Source organism: Pseudomonas sp. PP3 (genome assembly GCF_905336995.1).
GTDB lineage: Bacteria > Pseudomonadota > Gammaproteobacteria > Pseudomonadales > Pseudomonadaceae > Aquipseudomonas > Aquipseudomonas reinekei.
Window position 1 is genome coordinate 1358069 of the sequence record NZ_HG995459.1, and the last position, 26849, is coordinate 1384917.

Genomic DNA, 26849 nt, shown 5'->3' on the forward strand with positions numbered 1-26849 from the left:
ACCGGCCTTTGATCCGCATAGACAATCAGGTCGCCACATCCGTTAGCCTGGAGTTCTACACATGCATCCCCGCGTCCTTGAGGTCACCGAACGGCTTATCGCCCGCAGTCGCGCCACGCGTGAGGCTTACCTTGCACTGATTCGCGGTGCGGCCAGCGACGGTCCGATGCGCGGCAAGCTGCAATGCGCCAACTTCGCCCACGGCGTGGCCGGTTGCGGCAGCGACGACAAGAACAGCCTGCGGATGATGAACTCCGCAAACATTGCAATTGTTTCGTCATATAACGACATGCTCTCGGCGCACCAGCCGTACGAAGTTTTCCCTGAGCTGATCAAGAAAGCCCTGCGCGAGATCGGTTCCGTCGGCCAGTTCGCCGGCGGTACACCGGCCATGTGCGATGGCGTGACCCAGGGCGAGCCGGGTATGGAACTGAGCCTGCCGAGCCGTGAAGTGATCGCGCTGTCCACGGCGGTGGCGCTGTCCCACAACATGTTCGACGGCGCGCTGATGCTCGGCATCTGCGACAAGATTGTCCCGGGCCTGATGATGGGCGCGTTGCGTTTCGGTCATCTGCCGATGATTTTTGTGCCGGGTGGACCGATGGTCTCGGGCATTTCCAACAAGCAAAAAGCCGACGTGCGCCAGCGTTACGCCGAAGGCAAGGCCAGTCGCGAAGAGCTGCTGGAATCGGAAATGAACTCGTATCACAGCCCCGGCACCTGCACCTTCTACGGCACCGCCAACACCAACCAGTTGCTGATGGAAGTCATGGGCCTGCACTTGCCGGGCGCATCCTTCGTCAACCCGAATACGCCGTTGCGTGACGCCCTGACCCGCGAAGCGGCGCATCAGGTGACGCGCATTACCAAGCAGAATGGCGACTACCTGCCGATCGGCGAAATCGTCGACGAGCGCTCGCTGGTCAACTCCATCGTGGCGCTGCATGCCACCGGCGGCTCGACCAACCACACCCTGCACATGCCGGCCATCGCCATGGCGGCGGGCATTCAACTGACCTGGCAAGACATGGCCGACCTCTCCGAAGTCGTGCCGACCCTGAGCCACGTCTACCCGAACGGCAAAGCCGACATCAACCACTTCCAGGCGGCGGGCGGCATGTCGTTCCTGATCCGCGAACTGCTGGACGCCGGGCTGCTCCACGAAAACGTCAACACCGTGCTGGGCCATGGCCTGAGCCGCTACACCATGGAGCCGTTCCTCGATAACGGCGAACTGGTGTGGCGTGAAGGCGTGACCGAAAGCCTCGACGAAAGCATCCTGCGCCCGGTCTCTCGTGCATTCTCGCCGGAGGGCGGCTTGCGGGTGATGGAAGGTAATCTCGGTCGCGGCGTGATGAAGGTGTCCGCCGTCGCTTTGGAAAACCAGATCGTCGAAGCGCCGGCCATGGTGTTCCAGGATCAGCAAGACCTGGCCGATGCGTTCAAGGCCGGTTTGCTGGAGAAAGATTTCGTGGCGGTGATGCGCTTCCAGGGCCCGCGCTCCAACGGCATGCCGGAACTGCACAAGATGACGCCGTTCCTCGGTGTGCTGCAGGATCGTGGCTTCAAAGTCGCACTGGTGACTGACGGGCGTATGTCCGGTGCCTCGGGGAAAATCCCGGCGGCTATTCACGTCAGCCCCGAAGCTTATGTCGGTGGCGCTTTGGCGCGGGTGCAAGAGGGCGATATCATCCGCGTCGATGGCGTCAAAGGCACCCTGGAGCTTAAGGTGGACGCCGAAGAATTCGCAGCGCGCGAGCCGGCGAAAGGCCTGTTGGGCAACAACATCGGTACCGGTCGCGAACTGTTTGGTTTCATGCGCATGGCCTTCAGCTCCGCAGAGCAGGGCGCCAGCGCCTTTACTTCTGCCCTGGAGACGCTTAATTGAAACTGGCTTTGGTCGGTGACATCGGTGGGACCAACGCACGGTTTGCGTTGTGGAAAAACCAGCAGCTGGAATCGGTCCAGGTGCTGGCGACGGCCGACCATGCCAGCCCGGAGGAGGCGATCAGTCTCTACCTGAGCGGGCTCGGTCTGGCGCCGGGGGCTATCGGTTCGGTGTGCCTGTCGGTGGCCGGCCCGGTGAGCGGCGACGAATTCAAGTTCACCAACAATCACTGGCGCCTTAGCCGCAAGGGTTTCTGCCAGACCTTGCAGGTGGATCGGCTGTTACTGGTCAACGATTTCTCGGCCATGGCGTTGGGCATGACCCGTTTGCAGCCCGGCGAATTTCGCGTGGTTTGCGAAGGCACGCCGGAGCCCTTGCGCCCGGCTGTGGTGATCGGCCCGGGCACGGGGTTGGGCGTCGGTACGCTGCTCGATCTGGGCGAAGGCCGGTTTGCCGCGTTGCCGGGGGAGGGCGGTCATGTCGACTTGCCGCTGAGCAGTCCACGCGAGACTCAACTGTGGCAACACATTTTCAATGAGATCGGCCATGTCAGCGCTGAGACGGCGTTGAGCGGTGGCGGCTTGCCTCGGGTTTACCGGGCGATCTGTGCAGTAGATGGGCATGAACCTGTGCTTGAGACGCCGGAAGCGATTACCGCTGCCGGGCTGGCGGGTGACCCGATTGCCCTGGAAGTGCTGGAGCAGTTCAGTTGCTGGCTCGGCCGTGTGGCGGGCAACAACGTGCTGACCACGGGTGGGCGCGGTGGCGTGTATATCGTTGGCGGCGTGATTCCACGCTTTGCCGATTTCTTCCTCGAAAGCGGTTTCGCAAGGTGCTTCGCCGACAAGGGTTGCATGAGCGATTACTTCAAGGGGATTCCGGTGTGGCTGGTGACGGCGCCGTATTCGGGGTTGATGGGGGCGGGAGTGGCACTCGACCAGGCTTGAGATCGCCTCGCCTTCATCGCTGGCAAGCCAGCTCCCACAGGTTTTGTGAACGACACAGACCCTTGTAGGCGCTGGTTTGCCAGCGATGAGGCCAGAACAGGCAACAAATACCCAAGGTTCATCAGGCATAATCCGCCCAATTCAAACAACAAGGACGCCTTCCTGTGAGCTCAGTCAACAAGTCGATTTTGTTGGTCGATGACGATCAAGAGATACGCGAGTTGCTGGACACCTACCTGACACGCGCCGGGTTTCAGGTGCGTACTACGCCCGACGGCGCCGGTTTTCGCCAGGCTTTGAGCGACGAGCCGAGTGACCTGGTGATCCTTGATGTGATGCTGCCGGACGAAGACGGTTTCAGTTTGTGTCGCTGGATTCGTCAGCACCCGCGCCGGGCTCAGGTGCCGATCATCATGCTCACTGCCAGCTCCGACGAGGCCGACAGGGTCATCGGCCTGGAGTTGGGCGCGGACGACTACCTCGGCAAACCTTTCAGCCCCCGTGAATTGCAGGCACGCATCAAAGCGTTGCTGCGCCGGGCACAGTTCGGTCAGGAGCGTTCCGGTGGTGAAGTGCTGTCCTTCGATGACTGGCGGCTGGACATGGTCAGCCACCGGTTGTTTCACATCGACGGCGAAGAGGTGATTCTGTCCGGCGCCGATTTCGCCTTGCTGAAACTGTTCCTCGATCATCCACAGGAAATCCTCGACCGCGACACCATCGGCAACGCCACCCGCGGTCGTGAACTGATGCCGCTCGATCGTATTGTCGACATGGCGGTGAGCCGATTGCGCCAGCGCCTGCGCGACACGGAAAAACCGCCGCGGCTGATCCGTACCGTGCGCGGCAGCGGCTATCAACTGGCAGCCAATGTGATTGCCAGCAATGGTCACTGAGTTCCTGCGCAAACTCGCAGAGCGCGTGCCGGTGCCGCGTTCGTTGCTGGGGCGCATGTTGCTGCTGACACTGCTGGCGGTGTTGTTCGCCCAGACATTGTCGAGCGTGATCTGGGTCTCGCAACTGCGTGCCACCCAGCTTGAAGGCCTGGTCACCAGTGCCCGCAGCCTCGCCCATTCGATGACCGCCAGCGTCAGTTATTTCCGCTCGTTACCGGTGGCCTATCGACCGCTGGTGCTCGATCAACTGCGCAGCATGGGCGGGACGCGGTTCGTGGTCACGCTCAACGACAAACCCCTCGGCATGGAAGTGCTGCCGGTCACCCCGCGCAAAGCGGCGGTGATGAAGGCAGTGGACGAAGTGTTGCGCCAATCATTGGGCCATGACACCGATATTTCGGTGTCTTTTGTCAGCCCCGAAGACCTGCGGATTTTCAATGCTGGCTTGAAGCTCGATGAGCTGCCACGCTCCTGGGCGCATTACGCGCTGACCCTGGAACCGGTCAACCCGCCTGTACTGGTGACCCAGATCCAGATGGCGCCGGGCGAATGGCTGTACATCGCCTCGTTGTTGCCCGAGCCCTACACCAGTCTTGAAGAGCAAGGCCTGCCATCGCAGCAGGTGTGGTTCATCGTCCTCACCAGCGGTTTCCTGCTGTTGTTCATCGGCTTGCTGGTGCATTGGCAGAGCCGCCCACTCAAGCGTCTGGCGCGGGCGGCGCGGGATCTGTCGCTGGGGGCCGACGTCGAACCGGTGGCCGAGGGCGGTGGCAGCGAAGTGGTCGAGGTGGGGCGCGCCTTCAACACCATGCGCGAGCGCATCAGCCGTTACCTGACCGAGCGCAGCCAGTTGTTCAGCGCGATTTCCCACGACCTGCGCACACCGATCACGCGCTTGCGCCTGCGGGTCGAACTGCTCGAGGACGAAACCCTGCAAGCCAAGTTCGGCCGCGATCTGGATGAGCTGGAGTTGCTGGTCAAAGGCGCGCTGCAATGCGTGAAGGACACCGACATCCACGAGAACATCGAACCGGTGGATCTCAATCACGTGCTCGACTGCCTGGTGGAACCGTACCTGGCGCCGAACGGCAATGGTCGCGTGACCCAGCAGGGGCGGGCGTTGGCGGCGTATCCCGGCAAACCGCTGGCGCTCAAGCGCTGCATCGGCAACCTGATCGACAACGCACTCAAGTACGGGCAGAACGCGCACCTGCACATCGACGATGACGACAGCGCATTCGTGCTGCACGTTGACGATGAAGGACCGGGTGTTCCGGAGCAGCGGCTGGAGCAGGTGTTCGAGCCGCACTTCCGGTTGGCCGGGCAGCAGCAGGGTTATGGGTTGGGGCTGGGGATCGCCCGAAACATTGCTCATAGTCATGGCGGCGAAGTCAGCCTGCAGAATTTGCGTGAAGGCGGGTTGCGGGTGACTTTGCAGTTGCCGCGATCGCTTGATTGATGCTGACCCTGTGGCGAGGGAGCTTGCTCCCGCTGGGGCGCGAAGCGGCCCGCCAAAGAAGGACTGCTGCGCAGTCCAGCGGGAGCAAGCTCCCTCGCCACAGGTGATCACACGACGCAATATCTGCGCGAATGTCACAACCTGGTGACATAACTCGCCCGCTTCGTTACAAGTCACGGCCCTTGCGTTGTTTATGCTGCCCCTCAGTCATAACAACAAAAAAGGTCGCCCATGCACACCTTCCAACCTGCCTTCAGCAGTTGGCTGAACGCACCTGCTCACCAGCAATGGCTTGCCGCCGAAGGCCTGCGCCTGCTGGCGTTCGCCAAGGCTTCGAAGCTGTCTGAAGGCTTCGGCAATCTCGACGAGCGCGGTCATCTGCCCGCCGACGCACAAGCCGAAACCATGAACACCGCGCGCATGACCCACAGCTTCGCCATGGCCCACATTCAAGGCCTGCCGGGGTTTGCCGAATTGGTCGATCATGGCGTCGAGGCCCTGCGCGGCCCGCTGCGTGATGCCGTGCACGGTGGCTGGTTTGCGGTGGCTGAACATCGCGACGGCAACACCGGCAAGAACGCCTACCTGCATGCCTTCGTCGCGCTGGCCGCCAGTTCCGCCGTGGTTGCGCAACGGCCCGGCGCGCAAGCCTTGCTCGATGATGCCATCGACATTATCGACACCTACTTCTGGAGCGAGAATGAGGGCGCCATGCGCGAATCCTTCAATCGCGACTGGAGTGAAGAGGAGGCCTATCGCGGCGCCAACAGCAACATGCACGCCACCGAGGCTTTCCTCGCCCTTGCCGATGTCACCGACGACAACCGTTGGCTGAGCCGTGCACAGCGCATCGTCGAGCGCGTGATCCACGGCCACGCCGCCAGCAACAACTACCTGGTGATCGAACATTTCGACCGCGACTGGCAGCCCCTGCGCGAGTACAACCACGACAATCCGGCTGACGGTTTCCGCCCTTACGGCACCACCCCGGGCCATGGTTTTGAATGGGCACGGTTACTGCTGCATCTGGAAGCGGCGCGGGTTCAGGCGGGCATGCTGACACCCGGATGGGTGGCCTCCGACGCACAAAAACTCTTCGAGCAAAACTGCCTCCACGGCTGGGACGTCGACGGCGCGCCGGGCATCGTCTACACCCTCGACTGGGACAACAAAGCCGTGGTCCGCCATCGCTTGCACTGGACTCATTGCGAAGCCAGTGCCGCCGCCAGTGCGCTGCTGCAGCGTACCGGTGACGAGCAATTCGAACGCTGGTACCGACTGTTCTGGGAATTCTGTGACATTCATTTCATCGACCGTGAAGGCGGCAGCTGGCACCACGAACTCGATCCGCTGAACCGCCCAAGCGCCGATATCTGGGCCGGCAAACCGGACCTTTATCACGCCTGGCAAGCCGTACTGATCCCTCGTCTGCCCTTGTCACCCAGCATGGCAACGGCTCTGGCGCAATCGTCCCGGGCCGAACCTGTGTAACCATGTGGTGACATTCACGCGTCCCTTCGTTACCTGCGAAGGGACATCCCCTGTTTAAACTCCTATGCAGCGCAAGCACCAGACTTGCATGCATAACAACAAGAAAGGTACATCTCAGATGAATGCGATTTCTCGCCTCGCTACTGTCATTTCTGTCGCCTCCCTGTTCCCGCTCGCAATTCTGCCTCTCAGTGTTTCCGCTGCCGATTCCAAAGGTTCGGTGGAAGTCGTGCACTGGTGGACGTCTGGTGGTGAAAAGGCTGCCGTTGATGTACTCAAGGCCCAAGTCGAAAAAGACGGTTTCACCTGGAAAGACGGCGCCGTGGCTGGCGGTGGCGGTGCGACGGCCATGACCGTGCTGAAAAGCCGCGCGGTAGCGGGTAACCCGCCAGGCGTTGCGCAAATCAAGGGCCCGGACATCCAGGAATGGGCGTCGACCGGTCTGCTCGATACCGACGCCCTCAAGGACGTTGCCAAAGAAGAGAAGTGGGACAGCCTGCTCGACAAGAAAGTCTCCGATACCGTGAAGTACGAAGGTGATTACGTGGCCGTGCCGGTGAACATTCACCGTGTGAACTGGCTGTGGATCAACCCGGAAGTCTTCAAGAAAGCCGGTATCACCAAGAACCCGACCACCCTCGAAGAATTCTACGCCGCGGGCGACAAGCTCAAGGCTGCCGGTTTCATTGCGCTCGCCCACGGCGGCCAGCCTTGGCAGGACAGCACCGTGTTCGAAGCCGTCGTGCTGTCGGTCATGGGTGTCGATGGCTACAAGAAAGCCCTGGTCGACCTGGACAACAAAGCGCTTACCGGTCCGGAAATGGTCAAGGCGCTGACCGAACTGAAGAAAGTCGCGACCTACATGGACGCCGACGGCAAAGGCCAGGACTGGAACCTGGAAGCGGCCAAAGTCATCAACGGCAAGGCCGGCATGCAGATCATGGGTGACTGGGCCAAGTCCGAATGGACCGCCGCCAAGAAAGTCGCCGGCAAGGACTACGAGTGCGTAGCGTTCCCGGGTACCGACAAGGCGTTCACCTACAACATCGACTCCCTGGCGGTGTTCAAGCAGAAAGACAAAGGCACTGCGGCCGGTCAGCAGGACATCGCCAAAGTCGTGCTGGGTGAAAACTTCCAGAAAGTCTTCAGCATCAACAAAGGTTCGATTCCGGTACGCAACGACATGTTGAACGACATGGAGAAACTCGGTTTCGACTCCTGCGCCCAGACCGCCGCCAAGGACTTCCTGGCTGACGCCAAGTCCGGCGGCCTGCAACCAAGCATGGCGCACAACATGGCGACCACGCTGGCGGTACAGGGTGCGTTCTTCGACGTCGTGACCAACTACATCAACGACCCGAAAGCCGACCCGGCCGATGCGGCCAAGAAACTGGGCGCGGCGGTTCAGTCGGCCAAATAACCGCAAGCAACGCCGGCCCCTGTGTAGGCGCCGGCTTGCTGGCGATGGCTGAGTGTCAGTCAACGGATTCATCGACTGATCTTCCGCTATCGCCAGCAAGCCGGCTCCTGCCAAGGGATCTGCCTGTAGTTTTTATTCCCTCGTACTGGATTTCCCCATGAGTTCTGTTGCTGTGTTCAGCAAGGCCTCGCCGTTCGATGCATTGCAGCGCTGGCTCCCAAAACTGGTGCTGGCGCCGAGCATGTTCATCGTTCTGGTGGGCTTCTATGGCTACATCCTGTGGACGTTCGTTCTGTCGTTCACCACCTCGACCTTCCTGCCGAACTACAAGTGGGCAGGCCTGGCGCAATACGCACGGCTGTTCGACAACGACCGCTGGTGGGTGGCGAGCAAGAACCTGGCGCTGTTCGGCGGCATGTTCATCGGCATCACCCTGGTGATCGGCGTACTGCTGGCGGTGTTTCTCGACCAGCGCATCCGTCGCGAAGGCTTCATCCGCACCATTTACCTGTACCCGATGGCGCTCTCGATGATCGTGACCGGTACCGCGTGGAAATGGCTGCTCAACCCGGGCATGGGCCTGGACAAATTGTTGCGTGACTGGGGTTGGGAAGGCTTCCGCCTGGACTGGCTGATCGACCCGGATCGCGTGGTCTATTGCCTGGTCATCGCTGCCGTCTGGCAAGCCTCCGGTTTCATCATGGCGATGTTCCTCGCCGGCCTGCGCGGCGTTGATCAATCGATCATCCGTGCCGCACAGATCGATGGCGCGAGCATGCCGCGCATCTACTGGAAAGTGGTGCTGCCAAGCCTGCGTCCGGTGTTCTTCAGTGCAGTGATGATTCTGGCGCACATCGCGATCAAGAGCTTCGACCTGGTGGCGGCGATGACCGCCGGTGGCCCGGGTTACTCCTCGGACCTGCCAGCGATGTTCATGTATTCCTTCACCTTCAGTCGCGGCCAGATGGGTATGGGCTCGGCCAGTGCGATTCTGATGCTCGGTGCGATTCTCGCAATCATCGTGCCTTACCTGTACTCCGAGCTGAGGACCAAGCGTCATGACTAGTCTCGCTGCCAAACCTGCGATCAGCCTGAGCCGTATCGCGATCTACGCGGTGCTGATCCTCGCCGTACTGCTTTACCTGATTCCGCTGGTGGTGATGCTGTTGACCAGCTTCAAGACCCCGGAAGATATCAGCACCGGCAACCTGTTGAGCTGGCCGACCGTGGTCAGCGGCATCGGCTGGGTCAAGGCCTGGGCCACGGTTGACGGTTACTTCTGGAACTCGATCAAGATCACCGTTCCGGCGGTGCTGATCTCCACGGCCATCGGGGCCTTGAACGGCTACGTGTTGTCGATGTGGCGGTTCCGTGGTTCGCAGCTGTTCTTCGGCCTGCTGCTGTTCGGCTGCTTCCTGCCGTTCCAGACCGTGCTGCTGCCGGCCTCGTTCACCCTCGGCAAGATGGGCCTGGCGAGCACCACCACCGGCCTGGTGTTCGTGCACGTGGTCTACGGCCTGGCGTTCACCACGCTGTTCTTCCGTAACTACTACATCAGCATTCCCGATGCACTGGTGAAAGCGGCGCGCCTCGACGGTGCGGGTTTCTTCACCATCTTCCGCCGGATCATCCTGCCGATGTCGACGCCGATCATCATGGTCTGCCTGATCTGGCAGTTCACGCAGATCTGGAACGACTTCCTGTTCGGGGTGGTGTTCTCCAGCGGTGATTCGCAACCGATCACGGTGGCGCTGAACAACTTGGTCAACACCAGTACCGGGGCCAAGGAATACAACGTTGATATGGCAGCGGCGATGATCGCCGGGCTGCCGACCCTGCTGGTCTATGTGGTCGCAGGCAAGTATTTCGTGCGCGGGCTGACGGCCGGCGCAGTCAAGGGGTAATCATGGCTACGCTCGAACTTCGCAATGTAAACAAGACCTATGGCGCCGGCCTGCCGGACACCCTGAAGAACATCGAACTGTCGATCAAGGACGGTGAGTTCCTGATCCTTGTCGGCCCATCGGGCTGCGGCAAGTCGACCCTGATGAACTGCATCGCCGGCCTCGAGACCATCACCGGCGGCGCGATCATGATCGGCGACCAGGACGTCAGCGGCATGAGCCCCAAGGATCGCGACATCGCCATGGTGTTCCAGTCCTACGCGCTGTACCCGACCATGAGCGTGCGCGAGAACATCGAGTTCGGCCTGAAAATCCGCAAGATGAGCCAGTCGGCTATCGATGAGGAAGTCACTCGCGTGGCCAAGTTGCTGCAGATTGAACACTTGCTCAATCGCAAGCCCGGCCAGCTCTCCGGTGGCCAACAACAACGTGTGGCGATGGGCCGGGCCCTGGCGCGTCGGCCGAAGATTTATCTGTTCGATGAACCGCTGTCCAACCTCGACGCCAAGCTGCGGGTCGAGATGCGCACCGAAATGAAACTGATGCACCAGCGCCTGAAAACCACCACGGTCTATGTGACCCACGACCAGATCGAAGCGATGACCCTGGGCGACAAAGTGGCGGTGATGAAGGACGGGATCATTCAGCAGTTCGGCACGCCGAAGGACATCTACAACAACCCGGCCAACCTGTTCGTGGCGAGCTTCATCGGTTCGCCGCCGATGAACTTCATCCCATTGCGTTTGCAGCGCAAGGACGGTCGTTTGCTGGCGCTGCTCGACAGCGGCCAGGCGCGTTGCGAATTGCCACTGGGCATGCAGGACGCCGGGCTCGAAGACCGCGAAGTGATCCTCGGGATGCGGCCGGAGCAGATCGTGCTGGCCAACGGTGAAGCCAATGGTTTGCCGACCATTCGCGCTGAAGTCCAGGTCACTGAGCCGACAGGTCCCGACACCCTGGTCTTCGTCAATCTCAACGAGACCAAGGTTTGCTGCCGACTGGCACCCGACGTTGCACCGGCCGTGGGCGAGACCCTGACCCTGCAATTCGATCCGGCGAAAGTGCTGCTGTTCGATGCCAAGACTGGCGAGCGGCTGGGGGTTGCTGGCCTGCCGAAAGCCGAGTCGCACGCGGCCAACGTCACCCAGTTCAAAGGCCGCTGAAGATCAAAACTGTAGGAGCCGGCTTGCTGGCGATCGCGGTCTGACAGTCAACATCGATGTCGACAGCCAGGTTGCTATCGCCAGCAAGCCGGCTCCTGCAGAGGGGGAATCCGTGGCGGATGGCCTGTCATCCGTTGCAACTGATGTAACCGCGTTAGAAAAAGAAAAGTTAATAACAATAAAACGAGGATGTAGGGATGAAGAAGAAGAACAGCGCTCAGCTTATCTGCCAGTTGTCAGCCATTGCAGCGATGACCCTGGCCGGTAGCGTCCACGCGGCTGACGCGTTTAGCGCCGATTCAGAATGGATGACCGGTGATTGGGGTGGCGAGCGAACCAGGCTGATCGAGCAAGGCATCGACATCAAGATGGACTATGTCGGTGAAGTCGGCGGCAACCTCCACGGCGGGTTCAACGATGACAAGACCGCGCGCTACAGTGACCAGTTCGGCCTGGGCGCAGCGCTGGACCTCGAGAAGCTGTTCGGCTGGGATAACACCCAGGCCAAGATCCAGCTCACCAACCGTAACGGCGAAAACATCTCCAACGACCGCATCGGCGACCCGCGTGCCGGCACCCTGAGTTCCTCGCAGGAAGTCTACGGCCGTGGCCACATGGTCCGTCTGACCCAGTTGTGGATCAAGCATCAGTTCCTCGACAACAAACTCGACGTCAAGGCCGGTTACTTCGGTGAAGGCGAAGACTTCAACACCTTCCCGTGCGAATTCCAGAACCTGGCGTTCTGCGGCTCCCAGGTGGGTAACTGGGCGACCAACATCTGGTACAACTGGCCCGTCAGCCAGGCCGCGATTCGCGTGAAGTACAACATCTCGCCTGAGTGGTATGCGCAGATCGGCGCGTACAACCAGAACCCGTCGCAACTGGAGCACGGCAACGGCTTCAAACTCAGTGGCAGCGGGACAAAAGGCACCGTCCTGCCGGTCGAACTGGTCTGGCTGCCTAACCCGGGCAACCTGCCGGGCGAATACCGTGTCGGTTACTACAAAAGCACGGCCAGCGCCGATGACGTCCGCGAAGATGACAACGGCGATGATGCGGCCACCAGTGGCAATGCCTATCGCAGCCACAGCAGCAAGCACGGCTACTGGTTCGTGGCGCAACAGCAACTCACCAGCCATAACGGTGACGCTACCCGCGGTCTGAACATTGCAGCCAACGCAACGTTCCACGACAAGGACACCAACGTCGTCGACAACTACCAGTCGCTGATGTTTGTCTACAAAGGTCCGTTTGATGCCCGTCCGAAAGATGACCTCGGTATCGGTTTCGCCCGTATTCACGTCAACGATGACGTGAAGAAAAATGCCGAGCTGACCAACGCTGCGAACGGTGTTTCGGACTATCAGGATCCGCTGTTCTCGCCGCTGCGTGAGACCGAATACAACTACGAGCTGAACTACGGTTTCCACGTCACCAACTGGCTGACCGTGCGTCCTAACCTTCAGTACATCACCCACCCGGGTGGCGTGGATGAAGTCGACAACGCGCTGGTGGCCGGCCTGAAAATTCAGTCGGTGTTCTAACGCGACTGCGATAAGCTCCTCTCTATGTGCGCATTTTGCGGACAGCCAAGGCTGTCCGCTTTTTTTTGAGGGGCCGCGCACCCCGCTGACTGTTGATTTCAGGACCGTGGCACATGCTTGAGCATCCGCTACAACGCTTCTTCAAATCCTTGCGCGAACGACCGGTGTTCGCGTGGGAGCGCTACCAGAAGCGCGACGTGCTGGTGATTGATCATCCGCTGTGTCAGGCGGTGTTCAGTCGCCAGGGCGCGCAGTTGCTGCACTTCCAGCCCAAGGGGCAAAAGCCCTGGCTGTGGTGCGCGGCGAAGTGGCCGCAGGTCGGTGCAATTCGTGGTGGGGTGCCGGTGTGCTGGCCGTGGTATGGCCGTCATCCGAGCGAAAACGCCTGGCCGTCCCATGGTTGGGCGCGGTTGCTCGACTGGAAGTTGATCGACAGCAGCAGCGACGATGATGGCGTGCGTTTGCACTGGCAGCTTGAGCTGTGCGACTGGCAGGTCGACCTGCATGCGCACCTGGGTGAACGCATGGAATTGCGCCTGAGCACCGAGCACCAGGACGACATGCCGTGCCAGTTGAGTCAGGCTTTGCACGCTTACTGGCGTATTGGTGATGTCGGCGAGGTAGCGCTGTCTGGGCTTGAAGGCGCACACGGTTACGACCAGTTGAACCGTCAGATTTGTCAGCAGGAAGGTGAGTTGCGTGTGGACGGCGGTTGCCAGCGGGTGTTCCAGCATGACGGTGAATTGCAGCTCAACGATCACGCCTGGGACCGGGCGCTGTGCATCGATACCGGCGATACGGCTGACACGGTGGTCTGGCATCCGGGCTCAAGGCCGTTGCTGGGGGTGAGCTGGAACGAGATTTCCGAATTCGTTTGCGTAGAGGCAGCAAGCGGCGGCACCGACAGCCTGTGCCTGAAACCGGGGGAGCGGGCGCATTTGAGTTTGCAGGCGCGGGTGGGGGCCTAGATTTGTGCTGTTGCTGCTGGCCCCATCGCTGGCAAGCCAGCTCCCACAGTGTCCGCGCCGAACCTGAAATTCGCGAACGCCAATGAAACTTGTGGGAGCTGGTTTGCCAGCGATGAGGCAGGACCGTTCAGCGCAGATTTCGGATCAGTTGAATTCGTCGCCCACTGGATACCGGCTCGCATTCAAACTCTCTTTGATCTTGCGCAGGTGCGGCTGGAAATCCACCCCGCGACGCAAGGTCATGCCGGTCGCAAGCACGTCGAGCACGGTCAGTTGGATGATCCGCGAAGTCATCGGCATGTAGATGTCGGTGTCTTCTGGCAATGGAATGTTCAGGCTCAAGGTACTGGCCTTGGCCAGCGGTGAGTTTTCCGCGGTCAGGCCGAGAACCGAAGCGCCGTTCTCCCGGGCAATGCGTGCCACTTCCACCAGTTCGCGGGTGCGGCCGGTGTAGGAAATGATCACGAACAACTCGCCGGTGTGCGCCACCGAGGCAATCATGCGCTGCATCAGCACGTCGGCGTGGGCGGTTACGGCGAGGTTGAAACGGAAGAACTTGTGCTGCGCATCCAGTGCCACCGGGGCCGAGGCGCCGAGGCCGAAAAAGTGGATCTGCCGGGCCTGTATCAACAGGTCGACGGCGCGGCTGATCAGGTTCGGATCGAGGGCCTGCAAGGCACTGTCCAACGACGCGATGGCGCTGCCGAAGATTTTTTTCGTGTAGGCCTCAGGATTGTCATCTGCCTCGACCGCGCGGCTGACATACGCCGCGCCACTGGCCAGGCTCTGGGCCAGCTGAAGTTTGAGTTCCGGATAGCCGCTGACGCCGAACGAACGGCAGAAACGGTTGACCGTCGGTTCACTGACTGAAGCGGCCTGGGCGAGGGCGGCGATGCTGAAGCGAGTGGCCTGCTGCGGGTTGAGCAGGATCACTTCGGCGACTTTGCGTTCGGCCTTGTTGAGCTCTTCAAGGCGACTCTGGATCTGTTCCAGTAAATTTCGCACGCGGTCCATATGAGTTTCCTTTACACCTGCGCCAACAAGCGCGCGGCTAATGCAAAAAGGGCCTTTGGTGTGGCCCGTAACGGTGGCCTATCCTACTGATGGCTCCGACCGACCACCACTCGGAATCTGTATTTTGCGAAAATGTTGTGGTTATTACTACATTTTCCCTTGAGTGATGCCTTGAAAAAAGGTATTTGTAGCTTAACTTGATAAAAGAACAAACATCATGCTCTCGATTACGGTTGAACCGTGCACCTTTGCCTTGTTCGGCGCTCTTGGCGATCTCGCCCTGCGCAAGCTGTTTCCTGCCCTTTATCAACTCGACGCCGCTGGCCTCTTGCACGAAGACACGCGGATCATCGCGCTGGCCCGCGAGCCTGGCAGCGAGCAGGAGCACCTGACGTTCATCGCCTCCGAGCTGCGCCGCTACGTGGGCGCCAAGGAACTGAATGAAGCCGTAGTCGAACGTTTTCTCGCACGCCTGAGCTACCTGCACGTCGACTTCCTCAAATCCGAAGATTACGTGGCCCTGGCCGAAGCGGCGGGCACTGCCCAGCGGGTCATCGCCTATTTTGCTACCCCGGCGGCCGTTTACGGTGCGATCTGCGAAAACCTGGCGAAGGTCGGCCTGGCGGAAAACACCCGTGTGGTGCTGGAAAAACCCATCGGTTCGGACCTGGAATCCTCGCGCAAGGTCAACGATGCCGTGGCGCAGTTCTTCCCGGAAAACCGCACCTACCGTATCGACCATTACCTGGGCAAAGAGACCGTCCAGAACCTGATCGCCCTGCGTTTCGCCAACAGTCTGTTCGAAACCCAGTGGAACCAGAATTACATTTCCCACGTGGAAATCACCGTGGCCGAGAAGGTCGGTATCGAAGGCCGCTGGGGCTACTTCGACAAGGCCGGCCAGCTGCGGGACATGATCCAGAATCACCTGCTGCAACTGCTTTGCCTGATCGCCATGGACCCGCCGGCCGACCTGTCCGCCGACAGCATCCGCGACGAGAAAGTCAAAGTGCTCAAGGCACTGGCGCCCATCAGCCCGGAAGGCCTGACCACCCAAGTGGTACGCGGCCAATACATCGCCGGCTACAGCGAAGGCAAAGCGGTGCCGGGCTACCTCGAAGAGCCGAATTCCAACACCCAGAGCGACACCGAAACCTTCGTCGCCCTGCGTGCCGACATCCGCAACTGGCGCTGGGCCGGCGTGCCGTTCTACCTGCGCACCGGCAAGCGCATGCCGCAAAAGCTTTCGCAGATCGTCATCCACTTCAAGGAACCGTCGCACTACATCTTCGCTCCCGAGCAGCGCCTGCAAATCAGCAACAAGCTGATTATTCGCCTGCAACCGGACGAAGGCATTTCCTTGCGCGTGATGACCAAAGATCAAGGCCTGGACAAAGGCATGCAGCTGCGCAGCGGTCCGTTGCAGCTGAATTTTTCCGACACCTGGAGCAGCGCACGGATTCCCGATGCCTACGAGCGGTTGTTGCTGGAAGTGATGCGTGGCAATCAGAACCTGTTTGTCCGTAAAGATGAAATCGAAGCCGCGTGGAATTGGTGTGACCAGTTGATCGCCGGATGGAAAAAATCCGGTGATGCGCCCAAGCCGTACGCGGCCGGGTCCTGGGGGCCAATGAGCTCCATTGCTCTGATCACGCGGGATGGGAGGTCGTGGTATGGCGATATCTGATTTGAAACTGCCTCAGGGCGTCAGCGCCCGTGAGTTCAAGAGCCCCGCGCTGTTGGCCGAGGGCCTGGCACTGAACGTGGCCAGACAACTGAGCGATGCGATCGACGCCCAGGGCACTGCGACCCTGGTGGTGTCCGGTGGCCGCAGCCCGGTGGCGTTTTTCCAGCATCTGGCCAAGCAGGCGCTGGACTGGTCGAACGTAGTCATCAGCCTGGCTGACGAACGTTGGGTGCCGGTCGAACATGCCGACAGCAATGCCGGTCTGCTGAAAAAGTACCTGTTGCAAGGCCCGGCGGCCAAGGCTCAGTTCCTGAGCCTGTACAGCGCCAGTGCCAACCTGGAACAGGCAGCCGAGCAGGCTGACCGTTTGCTGTCCGAGTTGCCGGTGATCGACGTGCTGGTGCTGGGCATGGGCGATGACGGTCACACCGCGTCGCTGTTTCCCAACAGCCCTAATCTGGTTGAAGCCTTGCAGGCCGACGGCAGCCGTCGCTGCTATCCAATGCTGGCGCCGACCGTGCCGCATCAGCGCCTGACCATGAGCCGCGCGCTGCTGGCCTCGGCCAAACACAAGGTTCTATCGATTTCCGGTCAGTCCAAGCTGACCACCCTGAGTACCGCACTGGCCGGTGACGAAGTCGCCGCAATGCCGATTCGCGCGTTTCTGCAACCCACGTTAGAGATTTACTGGTGCCCATGAGCCAAGGAACAGCCGCTATGAAAAACCCATCCCCGACCGTTTCCATGGCGGATAAAGTTGCCCTGATCGACAGCCTCTGCGCCAAGGCGCGGATCCTGCCGGTGATCACCATCGCTCGCGAGCAGGATGTTCTGCCGCTGGCCGATGCCCTCGCTGCCGGTGGCCTGACCGCCCTGGAAGTGACCCTGCGTTCGCAGTTCGGCCTCAAGGCCATCCAGATCCTGCGCGAGCAGCGTCCGGAGCTGATGACCGGTGCCGGCACCGTGCTTGATCGCAACATGCTGGCCGCGGCCGAAGCGGCAGGCTCGCAATTCATCGTTACGCCAGGCATCACCCGTGACCTGCTCGAAGCCAGCGTTGACAGCCCGATTCCGCTGTTGCCTGGCATCAGCAATGCCTCGGGCATCATGGAAGGCTATGGTCTGGGCTATCGCCGCTTCAAGCTGTTCCCGGCGGAAGTCAGCGGCGGCGTCGCGGCCATCAAGGCCCTGGGCGGTCCATTTGGCGAAGTGAAATTCTGCCCGACTGGCGGCGTGGGTCCGGCCAATATCAAGAGCTACATGGCGTTGAAGAACGTCATGTGCGTGGGCGGTAGCTGGATGCTTGATCCGGAGTGGATCAAGAACGGCGACTGGGCCCGCATTCAGGAATGCACCGCCGAGGCCCTGGCGCTGCTGGACTGATCGCTTCACCCGACACTTCGTTGTGTGTTCTACGGCTTTACGGTGCGCTTGGTCGGTGCACCGTTTTTTTTTGCCGGCGAAAAGTGTGGGAGCGAGCCTGCTCGCGGAAAACCTGAGAACAACGCGGGTGCCCGGTAACTCGCGTTATCGTTAACGTCCTTCGCGAGCAAGCTCGCTCCCCCAGTCATCTCAGCGCAATTGAGTCAACGCCGAAGTCAGCAACAGCATATCCGCCGCCGTGGTCGTCAGCCCCGGCGTGATACGAATACACGGCCCACACGCCGCGCCGTTGCGCACCACGGTGAACAGGTTGTAATCGCTGAGCAGACGTTCGGCCATCGCCTGTTGGTCGGCATGCGCGGTGAAGCGCATCGACGTGATGCCGCAGTACAACCGTGGATCGTCCGGGGTCATGACTTCGATACCCGGCAGCTCTCGGACCGCGCGCACCCACAGGTTGCGCAGGTAATTGAGCCGTGTCCCCTTGGCCGCCGAACCGCCCATGGCCCAATGCTCTTCGAGCACCAGCGGCAGGGTCAGCAATGCGGGGATGTTCGGTGTGCTGTAAGGCGTGCGCGAACGAATGTCGGTGACCGGGAAATGCATTTCGCCCATGTCCGGGTCGATGTCAGACAGACGCTCGGGGGCAATGTAGAGAAAGCCCAACGTCAGCGGCGCACCGATCCATTTGTGCAGGTTGTACGCGGCGAAGGCGATGCCCAACTCATCGAGATCGAACTCCAGTTGCCCCAGCGCATGGGCGCCGTCGAGGATCACGTCGATGCCATGTTCTTTGGCGGCGGCGGCAATCGCCTGCACCGGCATCACCAGCCCGGTGCGGTGGGTGACGTGGGTCAGGGCCATCAGCTTCAGTCGTGGGTAGCGCGCGAAGGTCTCGCGGTAGGTGGCCAACAAGCTGTCGAAACTGGCGGGATGCGCATGGTCGATCTCGATCACTTCGACGCCGCGATGAGTCGCCAGCCAGCGCATCGCGCCCTTGACCGTGTCGTACTCCAGGTCGCAGATCAGCACTTGATCGCCCGGTTGCAGGCAGTTGTAGTTGCGGATCAACGATTGCAAACCGTGCGACGCATTGGTGGTGAGGGCGACACTGTCGGCAGGCACGCCGATCAGCCCGGCCAACTGCGCGCGGATCTTCAAACTGTCAGCTTGTTCGAAGCGCTGACGCGCATACACCGAGTTGCTGCGGTTGATCAGCTCAATGTTGCGATGATATTCCTCGACCACGGTGCGCGACATGCGTCCGAAGTAACCATTCTCCAGATTGATCGGACCAGGTTGCAGATCGTAGCGATCGGCAAAGGTTTGCCAAAAGGCTTCATCACGGGCGCGGCGGGTGTTGTCGGGCATGGGCTACTCAATCAAAGGCGGGAGGCGTGGATCAGTGGCGCGGGGCCGGTTTGCCATGTTTGGCACGCAAGGGTTCCAGCAATTCCGACAAGCCGTTGTGATCGATCTCTTGCATCAGGGCCAGCAGGCCACCCAACTCGCCATGAGGAAAACCTTCCCGGGAGAACCAGTTCAGGTAGGGGCCGGGCAGGTCGGCAATGATCCGACCCTTGTACTTTCCGAAGGGCATTTCGCGGGTGATCAGCAGTTCGAGCTTTTCAGGGTTCATCACTCAGTCGTCTTGATTCATACAATCTGGAAAATACAGGCATTCTGCATGCAGGCCAATTGACAGATCATGCAAATAAAACGGATACAGATTTGTCTGTTTTATCTAATCCGTTGAAAAATAAGGATTAATTTTTTAATTCGAAGCTGGCATGGGGACTGCACTACTTAATGCATCTTTCATCAACCGCAAGGAATTGAAAAATGACCGACATGAATAAAGAAGCGATCTCTGTACTCAATGACCTGATCGAAACCAGCAAGGACGGTCAGGAAGGGTTCAAGACTTGCGCTGAAGATATTAAGCACCCTGAACTCAAAACCCTGTTTGTGCAACGTTCCGCCGACTGCGCCAGCGCCGCCGCGGAATTGCAGGCAGCCGTGCGTTCGATGGGTGGCGATCCGGAAACTTCCACCAGTGTCAGTGGTGACCTGCACCGTCGCTGGGTCGATGTGAAATCGGTGTTCACCGGCAAGGATGAAGAGGCAGTGCTGAACGAAGCCGAACGTGGTGAAGACCATGCATTGAAGGCTTACAGAGAAGCCATGGAAAAAATCAACAAGCACAACCTGGTGGGCATTCGTGACATCGTTGAGCGTCAGTACCACGGCGTGCAACGCAACCACGATCAGGTAAAAGCCCTGCGTAACCAGGCACGCGCACGCTCGTAAGCGTTCGTTAGCTGTCAAAAACGCCAGCCAGCCTGGCGTTTTTTTGTGCCTGGGAATTAGCGCTGGACGGGATATAGATAGCTAGCTAATAATTTGTTTTTCAAGTGACCCGTCCCAACACGTCTATCGTTAAATCGTCCTTCCAAGAGTGTTATTCGTGCCCATAACTTTGCAGGCGTTGTTCGCGCCTGACCGTCGTGCCTTGCAGTTCGCGATCAAGACCCTGATCGGCGGAGGTGTGGCGCTGTGGCTGGCATTGCGCTGGGGCCTGGAGCAACCGGCCTGGGCGTTGATGACCGCGTTCATCGTGGCGCAACCGCTGTCCGGCATGGTGATGCAGAAGGGCCTGGCGCGACTTTGCGGTACGTTGGTCGGGACAATCATGTCGGTCGTCTTCATGGGTTTGTTTGCCCAGACACCCTGGCTGTTTTTGCTGGCGCTGGCGCTGTGGCTCGGATTGTGTACCGCCAGTTCGACATTGCTGCGCAGCGCCTGGTCCTATTCATTTGTACTGGCCGGGTACACCGTGGCGATCATCGCGCTGCCGGCCATCAACCATCCGCTGACCGTGTTTGACCAGGCCGTGGCGCGCTGCACCGAAATCTGCCTTGGCATCATCTGCGCCACCGCCAGCAGTGCCTTGCTCTGGCCAATGCGGGTCGAGCGACAACTGTTGGATCAGGCCCGTGCCGCCTGGCAAAGTGGCATGAATGCCGCGCGGGCCACGCTGGCCGGGGATGGCCAGGCGCGTAAAGGCTTGTTGGAAATTCTCGGACGCATCGTTGCCGTGGACGCACAGCGTGAACACGCCTGGTTCGAAGGGGCTCTCGGTCGGCAGCGGGCACGCGCCATCAGCGGCTTGAGCCAAAAGCTATTGATGCTGCTGCGGATTGCCCGTTCAGTGCGCCGGCAGTGGAAGCAGTTGGAACCGCAGGAGTCGGCGCAGTTGACGCCGTGGATGAACGAGGTCGTGCAGGCGCTGAAAGTCGCCGATTCCGCGACGCTGCATGCCTTGCGCCTGCGTTTGCTCGACGCGTCCCATGACCCGCAAATCAGCTCCGCACAGAGCTACTGCCTGGTGCGTTTGACACTGCTGATGGATACGGCCATGGCGGCGACTGCGGCGTTGACTGCCGTCGAGGAGGGCGGTGAACCGCTCGCACCGCCCAAGACTCTGACACCCCACCGCGACCTGTCGCTGGCCCTCGTGTTCGGTGCGCGCAGCGCCCTGGCGTTTTTGGTGGTGGCGTGTTTCTGGCTGGCAACGGCCTGGCCCGCCGCGTCGGGTGCGATGTTGCTGACCTGTGTGGTGTGCAGCCTGTTTGCCAGCCGGGAGAATGGTGCGCAGATCGGCATGAGTTTTATGCGCGGGATCTTTCTGGCCATCCCGGCGGCATTCATCGTCGGGCAGATTCTGCTGCCGCAATGGAGCAGTTTCGCGATGTTGTGCATGGGCATGGGCGTGCCGCTGTTTTTCGGCGCACTGGGCATGGCCAAGCCGCAGATTGGCGCCACGGCTACGTCGTTCTGTTTGCATTTCATTGTGCTGGTGGCGCCGCTCAACCAGATGAAATTCGACGTCGCGAACTTCTTCAACAGCGCCCAGGCCATGGTCATCGGTGTCGGCGCGGCGGTGCTCGCGTTCCATCTGTTGATCCTGCGTAACCCGGCGTGGCATGGCCGTCGATTGCTGGCGGCAACCCTCGACGATCTGGTGCGCCTGACCCGGCGCAATCTGGCCGGTGCCGAGAGCTGGTTCGGTGGGCGCATGGCCGACCGTTTGCTGCAATTGGCGCGGCACTATCCGGAGTTGCCGGAGCCGGCGCGAAGTCGCTGGGATGACGGTTTGCTCGGGTTGGATATCGGCGATGAATTGCTGCACCTGCGCATGAGCCTGGCGGTGGCCCAGGTGCCAGTATCTGCGCCACAACAGCGATACCTCGAACGCCTGGAAAGTGTCCTCAAGCAGGGCCCGGGCAGTGGTCGCGGCGAAGCGTTGGCCGAGGCCAGCGAGACCTTTGTGCAAACCCTCTACACCTTGCCCCCCAGCGATGCGGTGAAGCTGGCCCAGGGCGCGGTGCTGCAATTGCAAAACAGCTGGCGCGCCTGGTGCCGCCAACAGGAGGCAAACCATGGGCTTGCGTGAGTGGGCGATGGGCGGCGTGCTGCTCAGCCCGTTTCTGATTTATGTGCTGCTGGCGCTGCTGGTGACCGGCGCCCTGCGCCTGTTATTGCGGCTGACGCCGATTGGGCGGTGGGTCTGGCACGAAGCATTGTTTGATTGCGCCTTGTACGTCTGTGTATTGACCGTGATCACCGTCGTCCTCGGACCTTTATAAGGAGTTGAATATGCGTACCCCCGTACGTGTCGCGGTAACCCTGTGCCTGGTGGCGGTGGCAATTTTTGCCGGCGTGCATTTGTGGCAGTACTACATGCTCACCCCCTGGACCCGCGACGCGCGGATTCGCGCCGACGTGGTGGTGATCGCCCCGGATGTGTCGGGTTGGGTGCGTGAACTCAAGGTCTACGACAACCAGCAGGTGAAGGCAGGGGATGTGTTGTTGAGCATCGACCGCGACCGGTTCGAAGCCGCGCTGGAAAAAGCCCAGGCGGTGGTGCAGACCCGCCAGCAACAACTGAACCTGCGCGAACGCGAAGCCAGCCGGCGTGCCAGCCTCGGGCCGCAAGCGATCAGCGCCGAGCTGCGTGAAAACGCGCAAATCAATGCCGGTATCGCCCGTGGCGAGCTGCGTGAAGCACAGGCCGAGGCCAAGGTCGCGGAGATCAACCTGGCGCGCAGCCAGGTTCACGCACCGCGCAATGGTCACATCACCAACCTGCGTCTGGCCCAAGGCAATTACGTCAATGCCGGGCAAGCGGTGATGGCGTTGATCGATGATTCAACTTTCTACGTGCAGGCCTATTTCGAAGAAACCAAATTGCCGCGGATTCGCGTTGGCGATCCGGTGAAGGTCTGGTTGATGAGCGCCGGGGAGGCGTTGCAGGGCCACGTTGAAAGCATCAGTCGCGGGATCACCGATCGCAATACCACACCCGATGGGCAGTTGCTGGCGGAGGTGGAGCCGACCTTCAACTGGGTGCGCCTGGCGCAGCGGATTCCGGTGCGGATCAAGCTGGACAAGGTACCGGAGGGGATCAACCTCAGTTCCGGGATGACGGCGAGTGTGCAGGTGCAGGATGGGGAGCGCTAGTTCGTGTTTGTGCTGCTTTCCGGTGGCGAGGGAGCTTGCTCCCGCTCGGCTGCGCAGCAGTCGCAAAACCTGCCAACGCATTCGTTCAGGTGAACTGAAGTATCGGAGTTGGGGGCGCTTCGCGCCCCAGCGGGAGCAAGCTCCCTCGCCACAGGTCAGCCAATGCTGATCGGTGGCAATTCGGTGAGCGTCACACTCTGCTGCTTGCGCGGCGCGAGGATTTCCGCCTCGCCATCGACCACCAGCTCATCGCGCTGGTTGAACACGCGGGTGGCGATGCGCACGCGGAATTTTGGCAGTTTTTCGAGGATTTCCAGACGCACCGTCAGGGTGTCGCCGATCTTCACCGGCTTCTGAAAACTCATTTGCTGACCGATGTAGATGGTGCCCGGCCCAGGCAATTCGCAAGCGACCGCGGCGCTGATCAGCGCACCGCTGAACATCCCGTGAGCGATGCGCTCCTTGAACATGGTGCTGGCAGCGTATTCGGCATCCAGGTGCACCGGGTTATGGTCGCCCGACATCGCGGCGAACAACTGAATGTCGCGCTCTTCGACCGTCTTGCTGAAGCTGGCGGTCTGGCCGACTTCGAGGGCTTCGTAGGGGGTGTTGGTAACCTGGGTCATCTGTCTCAATTCCTGTGACGAATAAAAAGATTCACAAAAAAACTATTCGGTTCGATGTGGCCGGGGATTGCTCAAGGTCTGGTTGATCCAGCCCAACACGTCGGCAATCACTTCATCGCGATTGGTTTCGTTGAACAGTTCGTGCCGCGCCTGCGGATAGATTTTCAGTTGCAGGCTCTGGCTGCCGGCTTCGCGCAAGGCGTCGGCCAGATCAGTCAGACGCTTGCCTTCACTCACCGGATCACATTCACCGCCAATCACCAGCAACGGCAGGCCCGGATCGATCTGCGCGAGATTGGACGCTTTGCTGATTTGCTGCAACCCGCCGAGCAAATCGATCCACAGTTGATTGGTGCAGCGGAAGCCGCACAGCGGGTCATTGGTGTACAAATCGACCTGCGCAGGATCGCGACTGAGCCAGTCGAACCGGGTGCGTGTCGGTTTGAATTTCTTGTTGAACGAGCCGAACGACAGCCATTCGATCAGCGCGCTGCGGCCCTTGGGCCCTTGGCGCAGACGTTCGAGGCGGGCAATCTGCCGCGCCGCACGGTAGAGCGCCACGGGCTGGAAGTTCGAACCGCTGAGAATCGCGCCCTGCAGGCTGGCGCTGTGGTGCAACAGATAAGCCTGAGCGATGTAGCTGCCCATGCTGTGGCCGAGCAATACGATGGGCGCGCCGCAATGCTGCTGGCCGATGTGCTGATTGAGGCACGCCAGGTCACCCACCACTTTGGTCCAGCCTTCGCTGTCGGCGAAATGGCCGAGCGTCCCGTTTTCGGCAGTTTTGCCATGTCCACGCAAGTCCGGTGCGTACACGCCGTAGCCCTGCTCGCAGAAATTTTCGGCCAGGCGCGCATAGCGGCCACTGTGTTCGGCCATGCCGTGAGCCAGCAGAATCACAGCCTTGAGGTTGCCCGTGGGCAGCCACTGGTTGACGAAGAGGCGGCTGTGGTCACTGGTGGTCAGCCAGAACGTCTCGTGGATCATGGCGATTCCTTTCCATGCAGGGGCGCGGGGGTGGTTGCATTGTATAGCGCATTATCTGGCTGGCATCAGCTCACGCCACGGCAGGAAGATTCACGCGATCAATGACGCCTTTGCGCATATTTGCCTGATTGGCCATAACTGCTAGTGTCCGTGAAGCTCCGCTTTTCGCATTGCGCTTTTTGAGGGATCAAAGAGAAATGACAGATAGGCGGCCCGGATAGGCTCAGGTAAAGAGGACAAGAACAATGCAACCTGATTTCTGGAATGACAAGCGCCCGGCCGGCGTGCCCCTGGACATCGACGCGGGTGCCTACAAGTCGGTCATCGAGGTGTTCGAACGTTCCTGCAAGAAATTTGCTGATCGCCCGGCGTTCAGCAACATGGGCATCACCCTGACCTACGCCGAACTGGAACGCCAAAGCGCAGCGTTCGCCGGTTACCTGCAAACCCATACCGACCTGGTGCCCGGGGATCGCATCGCAGTGCAGATGCCCAACGTCCTGCATTATCCGATTGCCGTGTTCGGCGCGATGCGCGCCGGGCTGATCGTGGTCAACACCAACCCGCTGTACACCGCGCGGGAGATGCGTCACCAGTTCAAGGACTCCGGCGCCCGGGCGCTGGTCTACCTCAACATGTTCGGGCAGAAAGTCCAGGAAGTGCTGCCCGACACCGACATCCAGTACCTGATCGAAGCCAAAATGGGCGACTTCATGCCCGCCGCCAAAGGCTGGCTGGTCAATACGGTGGTGAGCAAGGTCAAGAAAATGGTCCCGGCGTATTCCTTGCCCCAGGCCATTTCCTTCAAGAGTGCGTTGCGCATGGGCCGAGGGCTGGGCATCAAGCCACTGAAAGTCGGGCTCGACGATATCGCCGTGCTGCAATACACCGGCGGCACCACCGGCCTGGCCAAGGGCGCAATGCTAACCCACGGCAACCTGGTGGCGAACATGCAGCAAGTGCGGGCCTGCCTTGAGCAGTTCGGCAATGACGGTCAGCCGCTGTTGCGCGAAGGCCAGGAAGTCATGATCGCGCCGCTGCCGCTGTACCACATCTATGCCTTCACCGCGAATTGCATGTGCATGATGGTGTCCGGCAACCATAACGTGCTGATCACCAATCCGCGGGACATCGGCGGCTTCATCAAGGAGCTGAAAAACTGGCGGTTCTCGGCGTTGCTCGGGCTCAACACGCTGTTCGTGGCACTGATGGACCACGCGGATTTCAAGACGCTGGATTTCTCCACACTCAAGCTCACCAACTCTGGCGGCACCGCGCTGGTCAAGGCCACCGCCGAACGTTGGGAGCAATTGACCGGTTGCCGCATTACCGAAGGCTACGGTTTGACCGAAACCTCGCCGGTGGCTTGCACCAACCCGTATGGCGAGCTGTCGCGCATTGGCACGGTCGGGCTGCCGGTGCCGGGCACCACGCTGAAAGTGATCAACGATGAAGGCGTCGAGCAGCCGTTGGGCGAGCGCGGCGAGCTGTGCATCAAAGGTCCGCAGATCATGAAAGGTTACTGGCACAAACCCGAAGCCACCGCCGAGGTGCTGGATGCCGAGGGCTGGTTCAAGTCCGGCGACATCGCAGTGATCGACCCGGACGGCTTTGTACGCATTGTCGATCGCAAGAAGGACATGATCATTGTCTCGGGCTTCAACGTGTACCCGAACGAGATCGAAGACGTGGTCATGGCCCACCCGAAAGTCGCCAACTGCGCGGTGATTGGTGTGCCGGACGAGCGTTCCGGTGAGGCGGTGAAGTTGTTTGTGGTGGCGCGTGAGGCGGGCGTCAGCCTTGAAGAACTGAAGGCCTACTGCAAGGAAAACTTCACGGCGTACAAAGTGCCCAAGCACATCGTGTTGCGGGAGTCGTTGCCAATGACGCCGGTGGGCAAGATTCTGCGGCGGGAGTTGCGTGATATCGCTTGATCGATGAATGGCCGC

The 26849-nt window shown here is 60.5% G+C and carries 24 protein-coding genes; 19 read left to right on the forward strand and 5 right to left on the reverse strand.

The window, feature by feature from the left end:
* Positions 1 to 61: 61 nt before the first annotated feature.
* From edd to KHO07_RS06330, 11 genes are all read left to right on the forward strand, one after another.
* On the forward strand, positions 62 to 1888 hold the full coding sequence (gene edd / locus KHO07_RS06280) for a phosphogluconate dehydratase (protein WP_212626721.1): 1827 nt from the start codon (positions 62 to 64) through the stop codon (positions 1886 to 1888).
* Positions 1885 to 2835, forward strand: a complete 951-nt coding sequence (locus KHO07_RS06285; RefSeq protein ID WP_150733669.1) for a glucokinase — start codon at positions 1885 to 1887, stop codon at positions 2833 to 2835. The genes edd and KHO07_RS06285 overlap by 4 nt, the downstream gene beginning before the upstream one ends.
* Positions 2836 to 2999: 164 nt before the next feature.
* Entirely contained in the window at positions 3000 to 3731 is a 732-nt protein-coding gene (locus KHO07_RS06290) for a response regulator transcription factor (RefSeq protein WP_212626722.1), read from the forward strand.
* Positions 3721 to 5190 (forward strand): ATP-binding protein, encoded by a 1470-nt coding sequence (locus KHO07_RS06295; protein WP_150733667.1) that lies wholly within the window; start codon positions 3721 to 3723, stop codon positions 5188 to 5190. The genes KHO07_RS06290 and KHO07_RS06295 overlap by 11 nt, the downstream gene beginning before the upstream one ends.
* Before the next feature lie 231 nt (positions 5191 to 5421).
* The gene (locus KHO07_RS06300) at positions 5422 to 6681 is read left to right on the forward strand and encodes an AGE family epimerase/isomerase (protein ID WP_212626723.1); all 1260 of its coding nucleotides are present in this window, start codon (positions 5422 to 5424) and stop codon (positions 6679 to 6681) included.
* Between the two features lie 118 nt (positions 6682 to 6799).
* Positions 6800 to 8101, forward strand: coding sequence for an ABC transporter substrate-binding protein (locus KHO07_RS06305; protein ID WP_212626724.1), 1302 nt, complete (start codon positions 6800 to 6802; stop codon positions 8099 to 8101).
* A 157-nt stretch (positions 8102 to 8258) separates the two neighbouring features.
* Positions 8259 to 9167, forward strand: coding sequence for a sugar ABC transporter permease (locus KHO07_RS06310; RefSeq protein WP_034149180.1), 909 nt, complete (start codon positions 8259 to 8261; stop codon positions 9165 to 9167).
* Positions 9160 to 10005, forward strand: a complete 846-nt coding sequence (locus tag KHO07_RS06315) for a carbohydrate ABC transporter permease (protein WP_056852625.1) — start codon at positions 9160 to 9162, stop codon at positions 10003 to 10005. Before KHO07_RS06310 ends, KHO07_RS06315 begins: the two co-directional genes overlap by 8 nt.
* 2 nt (positions 10006 to 10007) lie before the next feature.
* Entirely contained in the window at positions 10008 to 11168 is a 1161-nt protein-coding gene (gene ugpC / locus KHO07_RS06320; protein WP_212626725.1) for a sn-glycerol-3-phosphate ABC transporter ATP-binding protein UgpC, read from the forward strand.
* A gap of 197 nt (positions 11169 to 11365) precedes the next feature.
* Positions 11366 to 12712: a carbohydrate porin gene (locus tag KHO07_RS06325; protein ID WP_212626726.1), complete on the forward strand. Its 1347-nt coding sequence runs from the start codon at positions 11366 to 11368 to the stop codon at positions 12710 to 12712.
* A 113-nt stretch (positions 12713 to 12825) separates the two neighbouring features.
* The gene (locus KHO07_RS06330) at positions 12826 to 13680 is read left to right on the forward strand and encodes a D-hexose-6-phosphate mutarotase (protein ID WP_212626727.1); all 855 of its coding nucleotides are present in this window, start codon (positions 12826 to 12828) and stop codon (positions 13678 to 13680) included.
* Between the two features lie 144 nt (positions 13681 to 13824).
* On the opposite strand, the gene KHO07_RS06335 is transcribed toward KHO07_RS06330, so the two are convergent.
* A complete protein-coding gene (locus KHO07_RS06335) occupies positions 13825 to 14685 on the reverse strand; it encodes a MurR/RpiR family transcriptional regulator (RefSeq protein ID WP_173668879.1) in 861 nt (286 codons plus the stop codon).
* Positions 14686 to 14911: 226 nt separating this feature from the next.
* On the opposite strand from KHO07_RS06335, the gene zwf reads away from it, so the two are divergent.
* The 3 genes from zwf to KHO07_RS06350 are packed head-to-tail and all read left to right on the forward strand — an operon-like array spanning position 14912 to position 17764.
* Entirely contained in the window at positions 14912 to 16381 is a 1470-nt protein-coding gene (gene zwf, locus KHO07_RS06340; protein WP_150733662.1) for a glucose-6-phosphate dehydrogenase, read from the forward strand.
* Entirely contained in the window at positions 16368 to 17081 is a 714-nt protein-coding gene (gene pgl, locus KHO07_RS06345) for a 6-phosphogluconolactonase (RefSeq protein ID WP_150733661.1), read from the forward strand. Before zwf ends, pgl begins: the two co-directional genes overlap by 14 nt.
* Before the next feature lie 17 nt (positions 17082 to 17098).
* Positions 17099 to 17764: a bifunctional 4-hydroxy-2-oxoglutarate aldolase/2-dehydro-3-deoxy-phosphogluconate aldolase gene (locus KHO07_RS06350; RefSeq protein WP_075945403.1), complete on the forward strand. Its 666-nt coding sequence runs from the start codon at positions 17099 to 17101 to the stop codon at positions 17762 to 17764.
* Positions 17765 to 17953: 189 nt separating this feature from the next.
* Here the strand turns inward: KHO07_RS06350 and KHO07_RS06355 are convergent, their stop codons facing one another.
* Both KHO07_RS06355 and KHO07_RS06360 read right to left on the reverse strand, forming a co-directional pair.
* A complete protein-coding gene (locus KHO07_RS06355; RefSeq protein ID WP_212626728.1) occupies positions 17954 to 19135 on the reverse strand; it encodes an aminotransferase class V-fold PLP-dependent enzyme in 1182 nt (393 codons plus the stop codon).
* Between the two features lie 31 nt (positions 19136 to 19166).
* A complete protein-coding gene (locus KHO07_RS06360; protein ID WP_212626729.1) occupies positions 19167 to 19403 on the reverse strand; it encodes a DUF3820 family protein in 237 nt (78 codons plus the stop codon).
* Between the two features lie 203 nt (positions 19404 to 19606).
* Between KHO07_RS06360 and KHO07_RS06365 the strand changes: the two genes are divergently transcribed.
* The 4 genes from KHO07_RS06365 to KHO07_RS06380 all read left to right on the forward strand — a co-directional run bounded on the left by KHO07_RS06365 (position 19607) and on the right by KHO07_RS06380 (position 23287).
* Positions 19607 to 20074: a PA2169 family four-helix-bundle protein gene (locus tag KHO07_RS06365; protein WP_212626730.1), complete on the forward strand. Its 468-nt coding sequence runs from the start codon at positions 19607 to 19609 to the stop codon at positions 20072 to 20074.
* Between the two features lie 157 nt (positions 20075 to 20231).
* Positions 20232 to 22220, forward strand: a complete 1989-nt coding sequence (locus KHO07_RS06370; protein WP_212626731.1) for an FUSC family protein — start codon at positions 20232 to 20234, stop codon at positions 22218 to 22220.
* Positions 22207 to 22413 (forward strand): DUF1656 domain-containing protein, encoded by a 207-nt coding sequence (locus tag KHO07_RS06375; protein WP_075945399.1) that lies wholly within the window; start codon positions 22207 to 22209, stop codon positions 22411 to 22413. The genes KHO07_RS06370 and KHO07_RS06375 overlap by 14 nt, the downstream gene beginning before the upstream one ends.
* A gap of 10 nt (positions 22414 to 22423) precedes the next feature.
* Positions 22424 to 23287 (forward strand): HlyD family secretion protein, encoded by an 864-nt coding sequence (locus KHO07_RS06380; protein WP_150733657.1) that lies wholly within the window; start codon positions 22424 to 22426, stop codon positions 23285 to 23287.
* 155 nt (positions 23288 to 23442) lie between these two features.
* Here KHO07_RS06380 and KHO07_RS06385 read toward each other — a convergent pair whose 3' ends face one another.
* On the reverse strand, positions 23443 to 23913 hold the full coding sequence (locus KHO07_RS06385; protein ID WP_056852612.1) for a MaoC family dehydratase: 471 nt from the start codon (positions 23911 to 23913) through the stop codon (positions 23443 to 23445).
* Between the two features lie 42 nt (positions 23914 to 23955).
* Positions 23956 to 24900: an alpha/beta hydrolase gene (locus tag KHO07_RS06390; protein ID WP_150733656.1), complete on the reverse strand. Its 945-nt coding sequence runs from the start codon at positions 24898 to 24900 to the stop codon at positions 23956 to 23958.
* Positions 24901 to 25145: 245 nt separating this feature from the next.
* On the opposite strand from KHO07_RS06390, the gene fadD2 reads away from it, so the two are divergent.
* Positions 25146 to 26834 (forward strand): long-chain-fatty-acid--CoA ligase FadD2, encoded by a 1689-nt coding sequence (fadD2, locus tag KHO07_RS06395; RefSeq protein WP_212626732.1) that lies wholly within the window; start codon positions 25146 to 25148, stop codon positions 26832 to 26834.
* Positions 26835 to 26849 lie beyond the last annotated feature (15 nt).